The organism is Hymenobacter sp. B1770 (assembly GCF_049896385.1).
Lineage (GTDB): Bacteria > Bacteroidota > Bacteroidia > Cytophagales > Hymenobacteraceae > Hymenobacter.
The window spans coordinates 786,077-802,208 of the sequence record NZ_JAFCUF010000001.1 but is presented as its reverse complement, the minus strand read 5'-3'; the positions used below and the strand labels follow the sequence as shown (position 1 = coordinate 802,208).

The 16,132-nt window shown below is 58.3% G+C and carries 14 protein-coding genes; 6 read left to right on the top strand and 8 right to left on the bottom strand.

What is annotated here, in order from left to right; genetic code table 11:
• Positions 1-60: 60 nt before the first annotated feature.
• From ACP7AJ_RS03325 to ACP7AJ_RS03300, 6 genes are all read right to left on the bottom strand, one after another.
• The gene (locus ACP7AJ_RS03325; RefSeq protein WP_426058755.1) at positions 61-1,521 is read right to left on the bottom strand and encodes a POTRA domain-containing protein; all 1,461 of its coding nucleotides are present in this window, start codon (positions 1,519-1,521) and stop codon (positions 61-63) included.
• 6 nt (positions 1,522-1,527) lie between these two features.
• Entirely contained in the window at positions 1,528-2,202 is a 675-nt protein-coding gene (locus ACP7AJ_RS03320; RefSeq protein ID WP_426058754.1) for a CBS domain-containing protein, read from the bottom strand.
• 134 nt (positions 2,203-2,336) lie between these two features.
• Positions 2,337-3,119 (bottom strand): alpha/beta fold hydrolase, encoded by a 783-nt coding sequence (locus ACP7AJ_RS03315; protein ID WP_426058753.1) that lies wholly within the window; start codon positions 3,117-3,119, stop codon positions 2,337-2,339.
• The gene (locus tag ACP7AJ_RS03310) at positions 3,085-3,726 is read right to left on the bottom strand and encodes an anthranilate synthase component II (protein ID WP_426058752.1); all 642 of its coding nucleotides are present in this window, start codon (positions 3,724-3,726) and stop codon (positions 3,085-3,087) included. Before ACP7AJ_RS03310 ends, ACP7AJ_RS03315 begins: the two co-directional genes overlap by 35 nt.
• Before the next feature lie 91 nt (positions 3,727-3,817).
• Positions 3,818-4,357, bottom strand: coding sequence for a CvpA family protein (locus ACP7AJ_RS03305; RefSeq protein WP_426058751.1), 540 nt, complete (start codon positions 4,355-4,357; stop codon positions 3,818-3,820).
• Between the two features lie 95 nt (positions 4,358-4,452).
• Positions 4,453-4,914 carry a GatB/YqeY domain-containing protein gene (locus tag ACP7AJ_RS03300; protein ID WP_426058750.1) on the bottom strand — a complete coding sequence of 154 codons (462 nt, stop codon included), beginning with the start codon at positions 4,912-4,914 and terminating at the stop codon, positions 4,453-4,455.
• Positions 4,915-5,280: 366 nt separating this feature from the next.
• Here ACP7AJ_RS03300 and ACP7AJ_RS03295 point away from each other — a divergent pair, with 366 nt between their 5' ends.
• The 3 genes from ACP7AJ_RS03295 to ACP7AJ_RS03285 all read left to right on the top strand — a co-directional run bounded on the left by ACP7AJ_RS03295 (position 5,281) and on the right by ACP7AJ_RS03285 (position 9,368).
• Positions 5,281-6,006, top strand: coding sequence for a pyridoxine 5'-phosphate synthase (locus ACP7AJ_RS03295; RefSeq protein WP_426058904.1), 726 nt, complete (start codon positions 5,281-5,283; stop codon positions 6,004-6,006).
• 64 nt (positions 6,007-6,070) lie between these two features.
• The gene (mnmH, locus tag ACP7AJ_RS03290; protein ID WP_426058749.1) at positions 6,071-7,105 is read left to right on the top strand and encodes a tRNA 2-selenouridine(34) synthase MnmH; all 1,035 of its coding nucleotides are present in this window, start codon (positions 6,071-6,073) and stop codon (positions 7,103-7,105) included.
• Between the two features lie 148 nt (positions 7,106-7,253).
• Positions 7,254-9,368, top strand: coding sequence for a T9SS type A sorting domain-containing protein (locus tag ACP7AJ_RS03285; RefSeq protein ID WP_426058748.1), 2,115 nt, complete (start codon positions 7,254-7,256; stop codon positions 9,366-9,368).
• Positions 9,369-9,468: 100 nt separating this feature from the next.
• Here ACP7AJ_RS03285 and ACP7AJ_RS03280 read toward each other — a convergent pair whose 3' ends face one another.
• Complete coding sequence (locus ACP7AJ_RS03280) at positions 9,469-10,467, bottom strand: AAA family ATPase (protein WP_426058747.1); 999 nt, start codon at positions 10,465-10,467, stop codon at positions 9,469-9,471.
• 420 nt (positions 10,468-10,887) lie between these two features.
• Between ACP7AJ_RS03280 and ACP7AJ_RS03275 the strand changes: the two genes are divergently transcribed.
• From ACP7AJ_RS03275 to ACP7AJ_RS03265, 3 genes are all read left to right on the top strand, one after another.
• Entirely contained in the window at positions 10,888-11,103 is a 216-nt protein-coding gene (locus ACP7AJ_RS03275) for a PID-CTERM protein-sorting domain-containing protein (protein ID WP_426058746.1), read from the top strand.
• 85 nt (positions 11,104-11,188) lie between these two features.
• Positions 11,189-11,779, top strand: a complete 591-nt coding sequence (gene xrtX / locus ACP7AJ_RS03270) for an exosortase X (protein WP_426058745.1) — start codon at positions 11,189-11,191, stop codon at positions 11,777-11,779.
• Positions 11,754-12,272: an XrtX-associated membrane protein gene (locus tag ACP7AJ_RS03265; RefSeq protein ID WP_426058744.1), complete on the top strand. Its 519-nt coding sequence runs from the start codon at positions 11,754-11,756 to the stop codon at positions 12,270-12,272. Before xrtX ends, ACP7AJ_RS03265 begins: the two co-directional genes overlap by 26 nt.
• 379 nt (positions 12,273-12,651) lie before the next feature.
• On the opposite strand, the gene ACP7AJ_RS03260 is transcribed toward ACP7AJ_RS03265, so the two are convergent.
• Positions 12,652-16,023 carry a PAS domain-containing protein gene (locus ACP7AJ_RS03260; protein ID WP_426058743.1) on the bottom strand — a complete coding sequence of 1,124 codons (3,372 nt, stop codon included), beginning with the start codon at positions 16,021-16,023 and terminating at the stop codon, positions 12,652-12,654.
• Positions 16,024-16,132: the final 109 nt, after the last annotated feature.

The window sequence follows — 16,132 nt, the reverse complement described above, 5'->3', positions numbered from 1 at the left end:
TACGTAACAAAACAGCCGGTTACGTAACAAATAAATAACCGACTGAGCGAGACAAGACTGTTAAATCGGGAATTCGGCCCGGAAGAAATAACCGGTTTGGCCCAATCCGTTCAGGGTATATTCGGCAGTAAACACTCGGTCGTAGTACGTGACAAGGTGTAGGCCGAGGCCAATAGCACGGAGCAAATGGTTAGGAAGGCGGTTTTCGGGTGAAAGAGTAGGGCTGACTACGTAGCCCGCATCGGCAAAGATATTCAGGTAGACGGCTAACGGGATGGTGTTGATTTTAGCGTTGCTGACAGATGGCAGCCGCACCGGCTCAGGATGGAACAGACGGTAAGACAGCCCCTGCTGCAACAAGCCGTAGTGGCGGCCGTCGATGACGTATTCATCGTAGCCCCGAATTAAGTCTTCGTAACCCAAAGCCCGCGAATCGGCATAGGCTAGGCGGCGGGTGAGACGAGCTTGGCCGCTGAGACCTGCGCTGTAGTAAAATTCGCGACCCAACGACACGTAGCGGGCATATTTAAGACGGATGGTGGTGAGGCTGGGAGTATAATTATTTAGGAAAATGCGGTGCGTGAAGCGGGCCTGGGCGTACTGGCCAGTGAGCGGGTAGGCAAATGTGTTGCGCTTATTCCGAGTGCTGGTCAGAGTAAAGTCGAGGTATTCGCGCTGGGCGCGTCCCTGGTAGTAATTGGGGTTGTAGAAGTTGACGGAATCGTTGATTTGCTCGCGGTGATAGGAGGCATCAAGCGCGGTAAGGAACTGGACTGTATGCCGAAAGCGCAATCCTGCGGTGACATAGAAACGTTGGATGGGAAAACCCTGGTCAGCTCGCAAGGGAACCAGGCGGTCGGCGCGGGTGATGTAGTCGAGGGTACGGCTTTGGTAAAAGGAGGTTCCTGCTCCGAGCCCGATACGGCGGTAGGTGCCCAAGCCAGGGGCTTCGTAAAACAGTTCGTACTTGCGATTGAAGCCCAGCTGCAGGTTGGCGATAATTTGCTCGTTGCGCCCCCGAAAGTTGCTGCGCACAACGTGTATACCATAATCGACCCGGCGCCAACGGTCCGAACGCTCGCTCCAAGAGCGCAGATTGCGGTCGGCCAGAGAGAGAATGGGCACAGGAAACGTGTACCAACGTTCCTGAACGCCAAAGACGATGATGAGTCTGCCACTGGCACAACTGGCCTGAGCGACCACTGCATGAAACAGCTGTAGGTTGAACAACCGACTCCGATTTTTCTCAAGCCGGGTACTCAAATCAGCCAGAACCAGGGTGTCGCCTTCGCGGAAATCCAACTCAGCGCGGAGAATACGCTCTTTAGTGACGCTATTGCCCGCAAAAAGAATGGTATTAACGGCGGCACGCCCTATGCCCGGGCAGGGAACTACCCGGACCAGCGTGTCTGCAGGCACTACTATGGGACGCAGGGGGCGGGCCAGGGTATCAGCATCCTGAGCAAGGCTTAGGCCAGTGCTGGCCAGAAACACCCACAGCGTCAATAAACTTTTTAGCACCCGGCGCTACACATTCAGATACCGCAGGAGGGCGTCGTAGCGCTCCTGCTCGTCTTCGCTGGCTACCGCATTGCCATTAAACTGAGCCGTTACCACGTACCCAAAACGCTCCAGAGTAGCCGTGATACGGGCCAAGTTGTCAGTGTTAAGCTTGAGGGTAAGGCGGATGCGGTAGGGGTCGACTTCATCCTGCGCCACGAGGGCACTGACGATTTTGGCATTGTTCTCTTCGACGTAGCGGCTTATTTGGGTGAGGGAATAGTCCCGCTCCTCCATGGTGAGCACAATGATGCCGCCCTGGCCACCGGCGGGCTGCTGCCCAAAAGCGGCTAGGGCATCGGCAATGGTCACAACTCCGGCATACTCGTGACGCTCGTCGACGACGGGCACGAGCTGAATTTTATTTTCGATGGCCAACTCCATCACCCGATAAAAGTGCTGGTCGGGGCGCACGAAGGCTTCGGCGTAGCCAATGGGAAGCTCGGAGAGCAGGGCTTCGGGGTTGTCGAAGTCGGCCAAGTCAGCTTCGGTCACGAGGCCGCGGTAGACGCGGTTGTCGAGCACGGGCAGTTGGGCCACATGAAATTCATCGAGCCAGCGCGCTGCTTTGCCCGCCGAATCGGTGCCTTTCAGGGGCGGAATCATTTCGTTGAGTAAGTCTTCGGCGAGCAGGGCGGGCATATTCTAAATTAGTTTATGAGCGTCGGAGGGATAGGTAATGGCTTGGTGAAAGGATAGTGGAAAGGCATTAGCACCGTTGGTATAGGTGGTAAAGTAGTGAACAACAACTAAGCCGGCAGAATGATAACTAAGATTTAACTGGCCAGGGCCGGGGCTGTTTCGGTAGTACGCAAAAACCGGCGCAAGTAGGCATTGAAGCCAGCAGGCCGCTCCATCATGGGAGCGTGGCAACAATGGTCCAGGAAGCGCAGTTCAGCATTGGGCAACAACCGTGCAAATTCGTGCGCAACGGGTGGCGGGGTAATGGTATCGTTCAGCCCCCACACCAGTAGCACGGGCACCTCAATTCTGGTTAACTCCTTGCTCAGGTTATGCCGTTGGGCCGAGCGGGCAATGGCAATGATGCGCAGGCACTTGGAATTGGAGTTGGTCACGTTGAATACTTCGTCTACCAACTCCCGGGTGGCCACGGTGGGGTCGTAGAAGGTAAAGCCGACCCGCTCCTGCACATAGGCATAGTTGCCACGCTTGGGGAACGACGCGCCCATGCTGTTTTCAAACAAGCCGCTGCTGCCCGTAAGTACCAGACGGTTGACCCGCTCGGCGTTTTTAAGGGCGTAAACCAAGGCGATGTGGCCGCCTAAGGAGTTGCCCAGCACTGTGAAATCGGCAGGGAGGGCCAAGGTGGCTACGAAGCCTTCGACGTAGGCTACCAGGCCCGGCACGCCGGCCTGGGTCAGGGGCATGTCGTAAATAGGCAGCAGGGGAATAATGACCCGATGGTCGGGCGCAAACTCCTGCACCACGTCTTGCCAGTTGCTGAGGGCACCAAACAGGCCGTGCAACAGCAGTAGAACCGGGCCCTGGCCTTCGTCTACGTATTCATACCCTTGCTGGTGCTGGCGGCGCAATTTCATCTCGTTTTTCGTCAATTCCCGGCGTTTTGGCAATGATACAACAACGGAGCCAATTGGCCAAAATTGCCAGGCCGTGCGGGGTAAGCAGGGCTTCGGGGTGAAACTGGACGCCGTAGAGCGGCAATGTGCGGTGGCGCAGGGCCATAAGTTCGGGGTTGGGGCCCGTGGTACGGGCCAGGGGCAACACCTGCGTCGGCAGGGGCTCGCCGACGATGAGAGAATGGTAGCGCGTGACCAGCTGCGTGGCCGGAAGCCCAGTAAAAAGGAGGTCATCGGTTTCGCAGAGCATCTCAGCTACTTTGCCGTGCATGGGCCGGGCGGCCCGCCTAATGGTGGCGCCAAAGAACTCGCCTAATGCCTGGTGGCCTAGGCACACGCCCAGCATGGGCACGTGCTGGTGATAAGCCCGGATAACGGCGGGCATCACCCCGGCCTGCGTGGGGGTGCCCGGTCCGGGAGAAAGCACAATGCCCTCGAACTCCAGGGCCTGCAGTTCGTGCAAGGGCACGTCGTTGCGGCGCACCAGCACTTCGGCTCCCAGCTGGCGCAGGTAATCGGCCAGCGTGAAGGTGAAGGAATCGAAATTATCGAGCAGCAGCAGGCGCACCTTGCGTTATTTATGGTTGAATGCTGAGGCCAAGGCAACAATGGTTGGACTCTTATTCTCAACACAATTGAGCCAAGTCAACGGGAAACACTCAAATTTTATAATTCACGCCAAACGCGGCTTTAATTTTTGCCAGCAAATCTTGGGCAATAGGCAGCACGTAGCCGGTGAGTTGCAGCGCCAGCGGGGTGGCTTGCTGCACAATCGGCAGCACCTGCGAGTCAGCCATTAGGGTGGGCGACAGCAGGTGCAGGCCAGCTAACCGTGTGCCGTGCAATAATAAACTCAAGCCCAGCACCCACTTAACTACGCCAGCAGCCCCTCCCAGAATATTGTCGAGCACACCGAGCGGGGTGAGGTGAACGGCCGTTTTGAGCAAGCCGCCGAGCAGGTGCACGCCCCACATGATGGCCACAAACACCAAAGCGAACGACAGCAACGGCAACAAGCCAAAAGCACTGCCCACGTAGTGCCGCACCAGCGGCACAGCCGCCGATAGTAGGCTCAAGCCGCCCACAACGGCCAAAACAAAGGCCACCAGCGAAACCACCTCCAGCACCAACCCGCGCCGAAAGCCTTTTACCGCCCCGATACCGAGCGGAAGCAAGAGCAGGATATCTAGGGCCGTCATACAGTAGCTTACTGCCTGATTGATATGCCGCTGCGCCGATAAAGCGAGTTATAAATCCGCTTTAACGGCGCAGCGGCATATCAATCAGGCAGACCTTACAAGTTAGTATTGTTGAGCAAGTGATTGATTACGTCGGAGATGCGCTTGCCGTCGGCCTGGCCAGACAGCTCACGAGCGGCTACGCCCATTACCTTGCCCAAATCGGAAGGCCCCTGGGCTCCTACGCGTTGAATGATGTGCACCAAGCGCTCAACCAAGTCGGCCTCTGAGAGTTGGGCAGGCAGAAACTCTTCAATGATAGCCAACTCGGCCAGTTCGTTTTCTTCCAGCTCGGAGCGAAACTGCTCTTTATAGATGGCAGCAGCGTCGCGGCGCTGCTTGGCAGCTTTGTTGAGGAGCTTAAGCTCGGCCTCGGAGGTAAGGGCCGCACCGTGGGAGCCCTCGGCAGTTTCGGCTAGCATAATCTGGGATTTAATGCTGCGAAGGGTAGTCAGGCGCACTTTGTCTTTGGCCAGCATGGCTTGCTTGATGGCGGCGTCGATGGTGTCTTTTAACATGAGGTGGTGAATTGGCGGGTTAGCGCGTGGATGTTTGTGCAGTAATGCCTAGTGCCGCGATGAACTGTTGCGGTTAGTCAAGGTGTACGGCTACGCGGCGCACGGTGCATCGGATGCCATAGGGCCCGAATACGATGACTGGCTCGGCAAAGGTCATCAATAGGCCGGGGGAAGCAAAGCGTGGCTTAACCAGAAAGGGTTTCTGCATCGTACTTCTGCTTGCAAGGAAGGCAAGAGGCGTAATTTCGCTTCGAAGCTACAGCAGTTAGTCGGCAAGCAAGGCTCAGCCCTAAAAAGGCCGCTTGCGTAAAGTGTCGAACGGTTGTGCTTCGCAACTACATGTCTTACTCCATTCTTACCTCTTCTGTGACTAAGCTCAGCGTCAACATCAACAAACTGGCCACCCTGCGCAATGCCCGGGGCCATAACCGGCCCGATATTCTGCAGGCGGCCCGCGACATTGAGCGCTTCGGGGCCGAAGGCATCACGGTGCACCCGCGGCCCGACGAGCGCCACATCCGCTACCAAGACGTGCGCGACTTGAAAGCCATAGTGACCACGGAGCTGAACGTAGAGGGCAATCCCACTCCTGATTTTCTGGACCTGGTGCGCGAAGTGCGCCCCGAGCAGGTGACGCTGGTGCCTGATGCCCCTGACGCCATCACTTCGAACGCCGGTTGGGACGTTATCAAGCACCAAGACTACCTGCGCGACGTAGTGGCCGAGCTAAAAGCCCTGGGCTGCCGCGTCAGCATCTTCCTCGACCCTGACCTGGCCCTGGTAGAAGCTGCCGTAACGACCGGCACTGACCGCATTGAGCTTTACACCGAAGCCTACGCCCGCCATTACCTAGCCGACCGCGAACAGGCCGTGGCTCCCTATCGAGCCGCTTCCGCGCGCGCCGGGCAATTGGGGCTGGGCGTGAATGCCGGCCATGACCTTGACCTCGACAACCTGGCCTGGCTGCAGCAGCAGCTGCCCGAGCTGGCCGAAGTCAGCATTGGGCACGCGCTGGTGTGCGATGCCATTTATCTGGGCCTGGAAAACACGGTGCAACTCTACAGACGACAGCTAAGCGGGAGGAATTCCTAATCGGGCCGCATTGGGTGGCAACTGCTCCGTATTCATTTGTCATTGTCACTTCTTAGTTAAAGTCATGCCCCGCCATCCCATCGCCGAATTTGAAGCGCTGCCCTACCCTATTCTTGATGTGCGCGCTCCAATTGAGTTTGCCCAAGGGCACATTCCGGGCGCGCTCAATTTGCCGCTGTTCACCGACGAGGAAAGGGCCCGCATCGGCACCACTTACAAGCAAGTAAGTCAGGAACGCGCCGTTCACTTAGGCCTGGAGTTCTTCGGGCCTAAAATGTCGGAAATGGTGAAAAAGGCGCAGAAACTGGCGCAAGGCAAAGAAGTGCGTCTGCATTGCTGGCGGGGCGGCATGCGTAGCGGCGCCGTGCTGTGGCTGCTGGAGTTGGCAGGTTTTAAGGTGCATCTGCTTGACAAAGGCTATAAAGAATACCGCCATGCAGTACTCGCTTCCTTCGAGACACCGTGTAATTGGAGGGTGCTTGGCGGCCTCACCGGCAGTGGGAAAACCGATGTGCTGCACGCGCTGGTAGCTGCGCCCCACAACCAGCCGGTTCTTGACCTCGAAGGCCTGGCGCACCACAAAGGGTCGGCTTTCGGAGCCATTGGCCAGCCGGCTCAGCCCACGCAAGAGCAGTTTGAGAATAACCTAGCCGCGGCGTTGATGAAACTGCCAACTGCTGCCCCGGTGTGGGTAGAGGACGAAAGCCGGCAAATTGGCCGGCTCACCATTCCGCCCGCCCTGTTTGGACAGCTGCGCACGGCCCCGCGTTGGGTGCTGGAGGTGCCCCGCGCCGCCCGCGTGGCCAAGCTGGCCGCCGAGTACGGCGCCGAAGACCCCACCGAGCTCGCTGCAGCTATCGAGCGGCTGCACAAGCGCCTGGGCGGCCTGGCCACTCAGCAAGCGCTGGCTGCCGTGGAGGCCCGCGACTTTTCCCTTATGGTGGAGCTGGTGCTGGATTACTACGATAAGACCTACACCTATGGCCTGGCGCCCCGGCCCGGCGAGCCCGCCCGCACCGTGGTGCCCGTGCACACCTGCGACCCCGCGGAGAATGCTTACGCCCTGCTACGCGCCACCGCTATTGCCACCAGCTTTTAATCAGTGAACGAGAGGGTTATTTCAGTGCTTAGCCCCGTATTGTTGTAATTTGATTGCTCATTTGAAGATGGCTCTTGCACACCGCCGGCGCTAGTCGATTCATTGTTCCTTTCCCTCCTCTTCTATTCGTAACTTTTACTCTTTTTTCATGCTAACATCCTTACAAGCCCGGCTGAAAAAAGCCAGTCGGTGGCTGCCATTCGTCTTTTTGCCATTCGCAGCGCAAGCACAACTCGGCTACGGGGTCACCAATGCGGTGAACGTAGCGGGCACCTATACGGACCTGGGCACCACCGGCACAACGATTGTGACGGCCAACACCGACGATGCCAACTCCGCAGCGCAACCCATTGGCTTCACCTTTAACTACAATGGCACTGCGTTCACGCAATTCATCCTCAATACCAATGGCCTGATTAAGCTTGGTGGCACCCCTCCTTCCACGGCGGCGCTCTATTACGAGGACTTTGCTGGCGGCACAGGGGTCGACCCTTTGGGCACCACTGCCGGCGCGGCCGATATAAACCTGGTGATGCCTTTCAACATCGACCTGCGCCAGGGCACCAGCACTGCCGAATACAGGGTGTTTACCACGGGCACAACGCCGAACCAAGTATGTACAATTCAGTGGAAAAACGTTAGCGACAAGTCGGAACCCAGCGCAGGAGCGCCTTCCCAGTTTGCGAACTTCAGTTTCCAGGCAAAGCTGTATGAGAACGGCACAATTGAGTTTGTATATGGTGCTGCTACGGCCTCGGCCAACGCCACGGCAACCCGCTTTCCCAATGTAGGCCTGAAGGGCAGCAGCACAGCGGCCAACCAAGTCAACCTGGCGCTGAAAGCAATACCAAATGCCCTTTGGAGCACCACTACTTTTATTCATGAAAACTACACCACGCTGGCCCACAGCATCAATAAGGTAGGACTGCCCGACATAGGGCGCACCTACCGTTTCGTACCAGGGGGTTCCGCAATTCCCAGCCCTGCCAACGACGACCCTACCGGCGCTATTACCCTGCCGATAGCAACTACCTGCACCCCCACCAGCGGCACCAATGCTGGCGCCACAACTACTGCCTCAGCGGGATACTCCAATCCTGGCTGCGGCATTGCCCTGAACCCCAAAGACGTTTGGTATACGTTTACTACTCCCGCTGCCGGCGTGGGCAGCACCGACGTAAGTGTGCAAGTCACCGGAAACGCGGCCGGTCAGGTACGGGTGTTTTCCGCCGCAAGCAGCGCGGGCCCATTTACCTCGGTAGGCTGCGCGGCCGGCGCTACCACAAACACAGCAGCGGAACAGCTGCGCTTGACGGGCCTCACGCCGGGGACTACCTACTATGTATTTGTTTCAGGTTATGGCTCAAATGATGCTCAGGGAGCCTTCACCATCTGCGTTGTAGGCCTGGCAGCTCCTGCTGCACCTGTATACGCTACCCTCCCTTATACCGAAAGCTTTGAAGGACCTTGGATTAACGTGCTATCGACCCGGGACGCCCCCACTACCAGCTGGCGAAACACCCCGGCGACGGGCGATAACTCCTGGCGCCGCGAAGACGATGGCTTTGCATCGGCGGGCTGGCGCTACGCCGACAACGAAGTGCCAACCACAAACTTTCCCATTCCGCCCTATGTAATTCGCTCCAGCACCGGGGCTCACTCGGCCCGCTTCCATTCGTTTGGCACTGCGAGCGGCCTGCAGGGCCGCCTCGACCTGTATGTGAACTTGAGTGGCGCAGGCAGCAAGGCACTCACCTTCGACTACATTAATCCAAGCGGGACCGATAAGCTCGACATCTTTGTGAGCACAGACGGCGGTGCCACTTTTGGCGCCACTCCTGCCCTGACAGCAACCACCAACGCCACGTTTACGGCGAAAACAGTGACACTTGCAAACGTCTCCGCCACCACAGTCATTCGGTTTCAGGCCACGTCCGACTTTGGCGACAATGACATCGGCATCGACAACGTGCAGCTGCGTGTCGTGACCGCCACCCGCAACGAAGCGCTGGCCGCAACGGTGGGCCTTTCCCCCAACCCCGCGCACGGCAGCTTTAAACTGGAAGTTCCGGCTGGTCGCCTCACCGCGGCGTCTGCTTCGCTCCTCAACTCGCTGGGCCAAGTGGTTCAGACGCGCCAGCTGACCTTACCGGCTAGCGGTGGCACCGCCCAGTTTCAGGTTAGCCACTTAGCTCCTGGTGTGTACACTTTGCAGCTAAAAACCGGCAGTGACCTTGTTGTGAAGCGTGTAGTGGTAGAATAGATTTGTCACTATCAGTCATTTTGAAAAGGGCTGGCCAAATGGCCAGCCCTTTTCATTGCTCACAAGTAACCATGGACGCGGGGTAATACCCTTTGACACCTTAGCTAATAGGCACTTTTCGCAGAATAGCCTCAATTAAATCCTTCGTCCGGATTCCGTCCGCTTCGGCTTCGTAGGTAAGCAGGATGCGGTGGTTGAGCACGTCGGCGGCTACTTCTTTAATGTCTTCGGGCAGCACGTAGTCGCGGCCTTCTAGATAAGCCACGGCTTTGGAAGCGCGGTGCAAAGCAATGCTGGCCCGGGGGCTGGCCCCGAACTGAACAGCTTGCGAAAATTCGGGCAGGTCGTAGTCGGCGGGGCGTCGGGTAGCAAACACGAGTTCAATGAGGTATTTTTCCAGGGTTTCGGAAATCTGCACCTGATTGATTTGCTGCCGAATGCCGAAGATGTCGGCTTGGGTAAGCACCGGTTGCACGTCTTCCACAAAACTGAGGTTGGCCATGCGGCGCATTACTTCCAGTTCGTCGGCTTTCTTAAGGTAATCGACGTGCACCTTCAGCATGAAGCGGTCAACTTGTGCTTCGGGCAGCGGGTAAGTGCCTTCCTGCTCCACGGGGTTTTGAGTTGCCAGCACCAGAAAGGGCAAGTCGAGCGGGTACGTAGTCTCGCCGATGGTTACCTGCTTTTCCTGCATGGCTTCGAGCAAGGCGCTTTGCACTTTGGCCGGCGAGCGGTTGATTTCATCCGCCAGCACCAGATTGGCAAAAATTGGCCCCTTCTTTACTTCGAATACCGATTGGTTCTGATTGTAAATCATGGTACCTACCAAGTCGGAGGGCAACAAATCGGGTGTAAACTGCACGCGTTGAAAGTGCAGATGCAGCACTTTGGCCAGGGTCGAAATGGTAAGGGTTTTGGCCAGTCCCGGCACCCCCTCCAGCAAAATGTGGCCGCCCGTAAACAAGCCAATCAGCAAGCGGCTAAGTAGCGGCTGCTGTCCTACCACCACCTTGCCCATTTCGGCAAATACCTGGCGAATGAGGGGATGGTAGTCAACGGGAACAGCCGAAGGAACAGGAACGTCAGAAGCAGGAAGCATAGATAAAAACGGGCAGGACGACTACTGCAAGGTAGGCACAAGCCCGATGTGCCACCATACCGGGGCTAGCCAGGCAGGCAAACGGGCCGTGCTATCCACCAAAAAAGTCCGAAAAGGCCGCAGCCGGAAGTCAGTCGAAAACGTAGAAATGTCCAAGAAGCAATGCTCATCAGGCCCGTAGTACCTGCCTGGCCGATGCCTCATGCGCACCCTGCTTAGCCTCTACAACAATCTTCATGCTCTTCGCTATCAACCCAAAAACCAATTCATCATCAGATACGTAGGTGTGAAACACGTGGTTAAGGAGGCGCTTGTTTGTCCGGTTTTTAGTGAAATCGCTCTGGCTTATAAATAAGTGTTTTTATCTTTGCTACTATCGCCAACGCTGCATTGTCTCCTAATTTTCCTTAGCCTTCCAGTATGAAATCATTTCTGCTAAACAATTTATTACCGAGCTTACTCCTTGCTTTGGCTACTACTGCAGTGGCTTTTGCTCAGCCTGGCAGCGGCGGACCTCAGCCCGGCACCCCCCTTAACCCCACGGAAATCCCCGTTGATGGTGGCATTTCGTTGCTGTTGGCCGGTGGTGTTGCTTATGGCGTAAAGCATCTCCGCAATCGTCGTCGCAAGGCTTAATTCCAGATATAGTTTCGAAAGCGGCTCTCCCGAAAGGAAGAGCCGCTTTTTTGTTGATAAAAGTGCCTTATTGCCTTTCCTGGTCATGACAACAGCTACCCTCACCCCCGCCCCTTCCGGGAACCGGATTCTCTACCGGTTTTTAGTTATTGCTGCGGCACTGTTTCTCGCATGGTTTTTTGGCTACGAGCAACTGCTGAAGCCCGACGGCCGCCTCGACGCTACGCTTTGCAAGCAAATTACTGCCTCCGGGGTAGGACTGCTGCAAATGCTGGGGTTCAAAGCCACCGTTAGCCTCGAGCTTCCTACGCTCGTTGTGATGAGTGGCAAGCCGGCAGTCATTATAGGAGCTCCCTGCAATGGCTTGGTGCTGTACATCCTGTTTGCGGGGTTTGTGGCAGCTTTTCCGGGCCCTTGGCGGCGTAAGCTGTGGTACATTTCTGCGGGCATCGCTCTTATCTGGTGCCTGAATGTGGTGCGGGTTGCGGCACTAGCCATCAACCATCACTACTCTCAGCAATCGGTCGATTTCAACCACCACTACACCTTCACTTTTGTAGTGTACGGCTTCATTTTCGGGCTCTGGATGCTGTGGGCAAAGCGCTTGGCCATTCCTGCCCAAAGCTCCGGAACGCCACAATCCTCGACCGATGCCCTCCGTGCTCAAACAACCTAGCCAAATTACTCCCAAATCTGGCCTGGTGCGCTATGGGCAGTGGGCTATTGCTGGTTTTTTGGTAGGTGTGCTGTTTCTGATTGGCGTTTTCGACGAGCCAGTTCTACAAGCCCTTACTAAGTTCTGGCAAAGCCTGATGGCAAGCCTGGGCCTGAGCCGCACCGCCCAAACCCTCCAGCAGGGAATTGATGGGGGCATCACCACACGCTTCCTACCCGCTGTGGCAACATATGCGGTGCTTTATCTAGGCACCTGTCTGCTGCTACTTCGCATCTTGCTTCCTCCCGCTTCTTGGCTACTGGTGCTGCGGCTTTACGCGGGCGCCTTGGCCATTTACGCAGCCATGGTGCTACTCAATAAATTCACCGGCAACAGTGCCTGGGCTTATCGACTCAGCCGCCAGCTGCTGGACTTTATTGTAAGTCCGCTCCCGGTAGCCGGGCTCTACGTGCTGATGCGAGCCGGTTTCGGCCCTCAGACCTTTCGCTCTTAGCCAGCCATAGGTGCAAAAAGCCGACTGCACCTACCTAAAGCGGTCGGCTGTTTTGTAACGGAGATAAAAGTACCCAACACCGCATAAAACCAGTAAAACAGTTTCTGTTTAAGCAAAATCATGCCTTGTAATGGCACTGAACCCACCACCTGGTGACCGATGACGGCCGATTTTGTCCAAGTTCTGCACCAAGTGCTCCCACAGTTCTTCTACGCCGGCATCTAGGCGGAGGACAGTTAGGAGCCACGCAGGATTCAGCATGGCCTAGACAGGCAGGACCAGCAGCCAAGCGCCCACAGCAGGAAGAAGCGTAGGGGGTATTAGGTGCGAACAAGCGGGCCAGAGGGGCCGCTCGTTTTGGTTTATCAGGTAACGCTGGTTAATTGGCGGTAACGGGGGCTTCAGCGTAGGGCAGGTGCACGAAAAAAGTGGTGCCGCCGCCAAGCTGGGAGTGCACCTCAATGCGGCCGCCAGCATTCTCAATCATGCGCTTGACCATGTAGAGGCCGATGCCCGTTCCGTCGACGTGGTCGTGAAAGCGCTGAAACATGTTGAAGAGTTTGGGCAGATGGTGCCCGGCGATGCCCAAGCCGTTGTCGTGCACTTCGAGCACTGCGAAGCCGGCGCGCAGGTGGCTGCGCACATCCACATGGGGCCGGCGGTCGGGGTGGCGGTACTTCAGGGCGTTGCTGAGCAGGTTGTAAACGATGCTGCGCAGGTTCTTTTCCGAAAAAGGAATGGACGGAAAGCCATCAAGGTGCACGCGAAGCTCGGCATCGGTTTCGCGAAGCAGCGGGGCCAGGTCGAAGCGCACGCCCTCCACTACGGCTCCCAGGTCTACGGCGCTGATGGCCGGCGCGTGCTCCTTCTGGAGCTTGGACACTTCGGTGAGGTGGTCGATGGTGCGCTTGAACCGTTCGACTGATTCGAGCATGCGGGCAAGCGTGGAGGCAGTTTCCTGCTCGGCCACCACGGCCGGCGGCAGTTCCTCGCGTAGCAGGTAGAGCAGGCCCTCGATGTTGGAGATGGGGGCCTTGAGGTCGTGCGAAGCCGTGTAAATAAAGTTGTCCAGGTCGACGTTAGTGCGCCGCAGCTGTTCGTTGCTTTGCTTGAGCTCGGTGATGTCGATGGCCGAGCCCACGTAGCCGTACAGCTCGCCGCCAGCCAGGTAGCTCGGCGCGCCCTGGGCCAGCAGCCAGCGGTACTGCCCGTCGTGGCGCCGCATGCGGTGCTCCAGCACGTAGGGCTGCCCCTGCTCGATGGCCTGCGACAGCGTGGTCCGGGTCAGCTCTAGTTCGTCGGGGTGCAGGTAAGGACCCCAGCCCGTAGCCGCGTACTGCTCCTCGTTGTCCAGCCCCACAAAGTCGAGAAAGGCGCGGTTGATGTAGCGGATAGTCGAATCCGGGTGCACGGCCCACACCATGTTTGGAGCAGCGTCGGCCATGGTGCGGAAGCGGGCTTCGCTTTCCTGCAAGGCCGCCACAATGCGCTTCTGCTGGGTGATGTCGCGGGCCACGGCAAACAGGTGGGGCTGCCCGTTCAGCAGCAGCCCGCCCATGTTTACCTCCACCGGGAAGATGCGGCCGTCCTTGTGCCGGTGCAGGGTTTCGAACTGTGGGATGGTGTCACGCTGGGCCGAGGCAAAAACTTCGTTGAATTCGAAATCCTGGTATATGGGGTCAACGTCGGGCACGCGGAGGTTGCGGGCCTCTTCGGCCGTGTAGCCCCAGGCATCCAGGGCTTTCGAGTTAAGGTAGGCAAAGCTACCGTCTTCACGCATTAGGATGAAGGGGTCGCGGGCCTGGTCGGCCATGAACTTGAAGCGCTTGAGCTCCTCGCGGCTGAACTCTGCCTGCTCCCGGGCCTGCAGCTGCTCGGTAACCTCCACCACAAAGTTGAGAATGCCGTTGATGCGCCCCTGCTCATCGCGCCTAGCCTGGAAGACAATAGTGAAGTAGCGGTTTTCCAGTTCACCGTCGTTGGTGCGGGCCACGGGAATGAGGAATTCCAGGACCCGCTGCGTTTCCCCGGTCTCGTACACGCGCCGGAGCAGGGCTTCTACTTCCGTGCCCCGCAGCTCGGGCAGAGCGTCGTACAGGGGGTGTCCCAGCAGCGTACGGCCGGGCACAAGCCGTTGGTAGCTGGGGTTAGCGAACTCATACACCAAGTCGGGGCCGGCTTGGATGCAGATGCCGACGGGCGCCTGCTCTAACAGCGCGTGGAGCTTCTGCTGCTGCGCCTCGCGTTCCTGGCGGGCCCGCACTTGTTCGGTTACGTCGTAGGCAAATACGGACACGCCCGCAATCTGCCCGTTTTCGCGGTAGGCCTGGTAGGTAAAGCTGAAGTAGTTTTTCTTGCGCCCGCCGCCTGGCTGCTCAATGTCCAGCTGCACCTCTCGCCCCTCAAAGGTTTCGCCGGTCCGGTACACGCCGTCGAGCAGCGCTACAAAGCCCTGCTCGGCCGCGTCAGGCTGAATTTCGACTAGGAGGCGCCCCCGCATCTGGCGGCCGGGAAACAGTTGCTGGTACGCCTCGTTGTGGTACTCTACTCTGTGCTCGGGCCCACGCAACAAGGCAATGCAGGCCGGCGTTTGCTCAAATATCTGGTAGAACGTTTCGCGCTCCTGCACCTGGCGCTGCGCGGCCGCCAGCAGCTCGGCCTGCAGGGCCAGCCCGGCCTGGGTGCGCTCCTGCACGCGGGTTTCGAGCTCCTCATTGAGCTGTTCCGTCTGCTGCTGGGCCCGCACCTGCTCGGTTACGTCGTAGGAGAAATCAAGCACCCCGTCGACATCGCCCTGCGCATTGCGCAAAGGATGCAGCGAAAGGTTAAGAAACACTTGCTCCGGCTCGCCGGTGCCGCGGAAGTCAAACCAGCCTTCCATGGCTTGGGCGTAAAACGGCTCGCCGGTTTGGTACACCCGGTCAAACAAGGTCACCACCCCCAGCCCATTGGCCTCCGGGATACCTTCACGAAACGGCCGGCCAAGGAAAGTCCGGTGTGGAAACAAGCTCTGGTAGGGCGGGTTGACGAATTGGTACACATGGTCGGGGCCGTGATAGGCCGCCACGTAGGCGGGCAGCTGCATGAGCACCTCGTGGAACCGGTGGCGCTGCTCCTCAGCCTCGGCGCGGGCCACCTGCTCGCCGGCCTGGCTTTCGCGCAACTGCCGCTCGGCCACGCGGCTGGCGGTTATGTCCTGAACGGATTGAATGATGAATTGCACCTGCCCGGCCGCGTCGAGCACGGGCGTGTGGCGCGGCAGCCAGCGACGCTCCACAAACCGGCCGGGGTGCGCCCGGTCGGGCACGTCGTAGTGCTGCGGAGGCATCTCGTGCGGCTCTTTGGTCGCCAGCACCTGCTCCAGGGAGGCCCGCACGTTGGCCACGGCATTGGCCTCGGGAGTCTGCGGGTTATTGGGAAAAGCGTCGAAGATGTACTCTCCAACGATGGTGTCCCGCTCGGTTAGGGCCGCGGCCAGGTAGTCGTCGCTGGCGGCCACAATCCGCCACTCCGGGGTGAGCAGCAGGTTGGCGCCAGGCAGGGCGCTGAAGACGGACTGCAGGTCGGACGGTGGCGGGGCCAGGGGCATCAATACGGCGGTGAGGTCGGAGGTCGGGATACGAAGGTCGGGTTTATATGACTGGGTAACTGGGAAAAGAAATTCCCATAGCTCGTCCCGGGATGTGGTGAAGTCGGGGTGCAGCGCTGTTGCTACGCTGCCAGGGGGCAACGGGTGGCGTCTTGGCACCATGGCCTTTGGGCTAGGGACGAAGGCCACGGCAACCTAAACGGCGGCGTGGCCGAAGCGGACGCTGAGCTCATCGAGGCGCTACACGAGGGCACTGGCCAGCGGCTTCGAA

Bases quoted from the DNA above. Each gene is read 5' to 3' on its own strand.
- ACP7AJ_RS03315 (WP_426058753.1), bottom strand. From the start codon at position 3,119: ATGAAATTGCGCCGCCAGCACCAGCAAGGGTATGAATACGTAGACGAA.
- ACP7AJ_RS03285 (WP_426058748.1), top strand. From the start codon at position 7,254: ATGCTAACATCCTTACAAGCCCGGCTGAAAAAAGCCAGTCGGTGGCTG.
- mnmH (WP_426058749.1), top strand. From the start codon at position 6,071: ATGCCCCGCCATCCCATCGCCGAATTTGAAGCGCTGCCCTACCCTATT.
- ACP7AJ_RS03275 (WP_426058746.1), top strand. From the start codon at position 10,888: ATGAAATCATTTCTGCTAAACAATTTATTACCGAGCTTACTCCTTGCT.
- ACP7AJ_RS03305 (WP_426058751.1), bottom strand. From the start codon at position 4,357: ATGACGGCCCTAGATATCCTGCTCTTGCTTCCGCTCGGTATCGGGGCG.
- ACP7AJ_RS03280 (WP_426058747.1), bottom strand. From the start codon at position 10,467: ATGCTTCCTGCTTCTGACGTTCCTGTTCCTTCGGCTGTTCCCGTTGAC.
- ACP7AJ_RS03300 (WP_426058750.1), bottom strand. From the start codon at position 4,914: ATGTTAAAAGACACCATCGACGCCGCCATCAAGCAAGCCATGCTGGCC.
- ACP7AJ_RS03260 (WP_426058743.1), bottom strand. From the start codon at position 16,023: ATGGTGCCAAGACGCCACCCGTTGCCCCCTGGCAGCGTAGCAACAGCG.
- xrtX (WP_426058745.1), top strand. From the start codon at position 11,189: ATGACAACAGCTACCCTCACCCCCGCCCCTTCCGGGAACCGGATTCTC.
- ACP7AJ_RS03320 (WP_426058754.1), bottom strand. From the start codon at position 2,202: ATGCCCGCCCTGCTCGCCGAAGACTTACTCAACGAAATGATTCCGCCC.
- ACP7AJ_RS03265 (WP_426058744.1), top strand. From the start codon at position 11,754: ATGCCCTCCGTGCTCAAACAACCTAGCCAAATTACTCCCAAATCTGGC.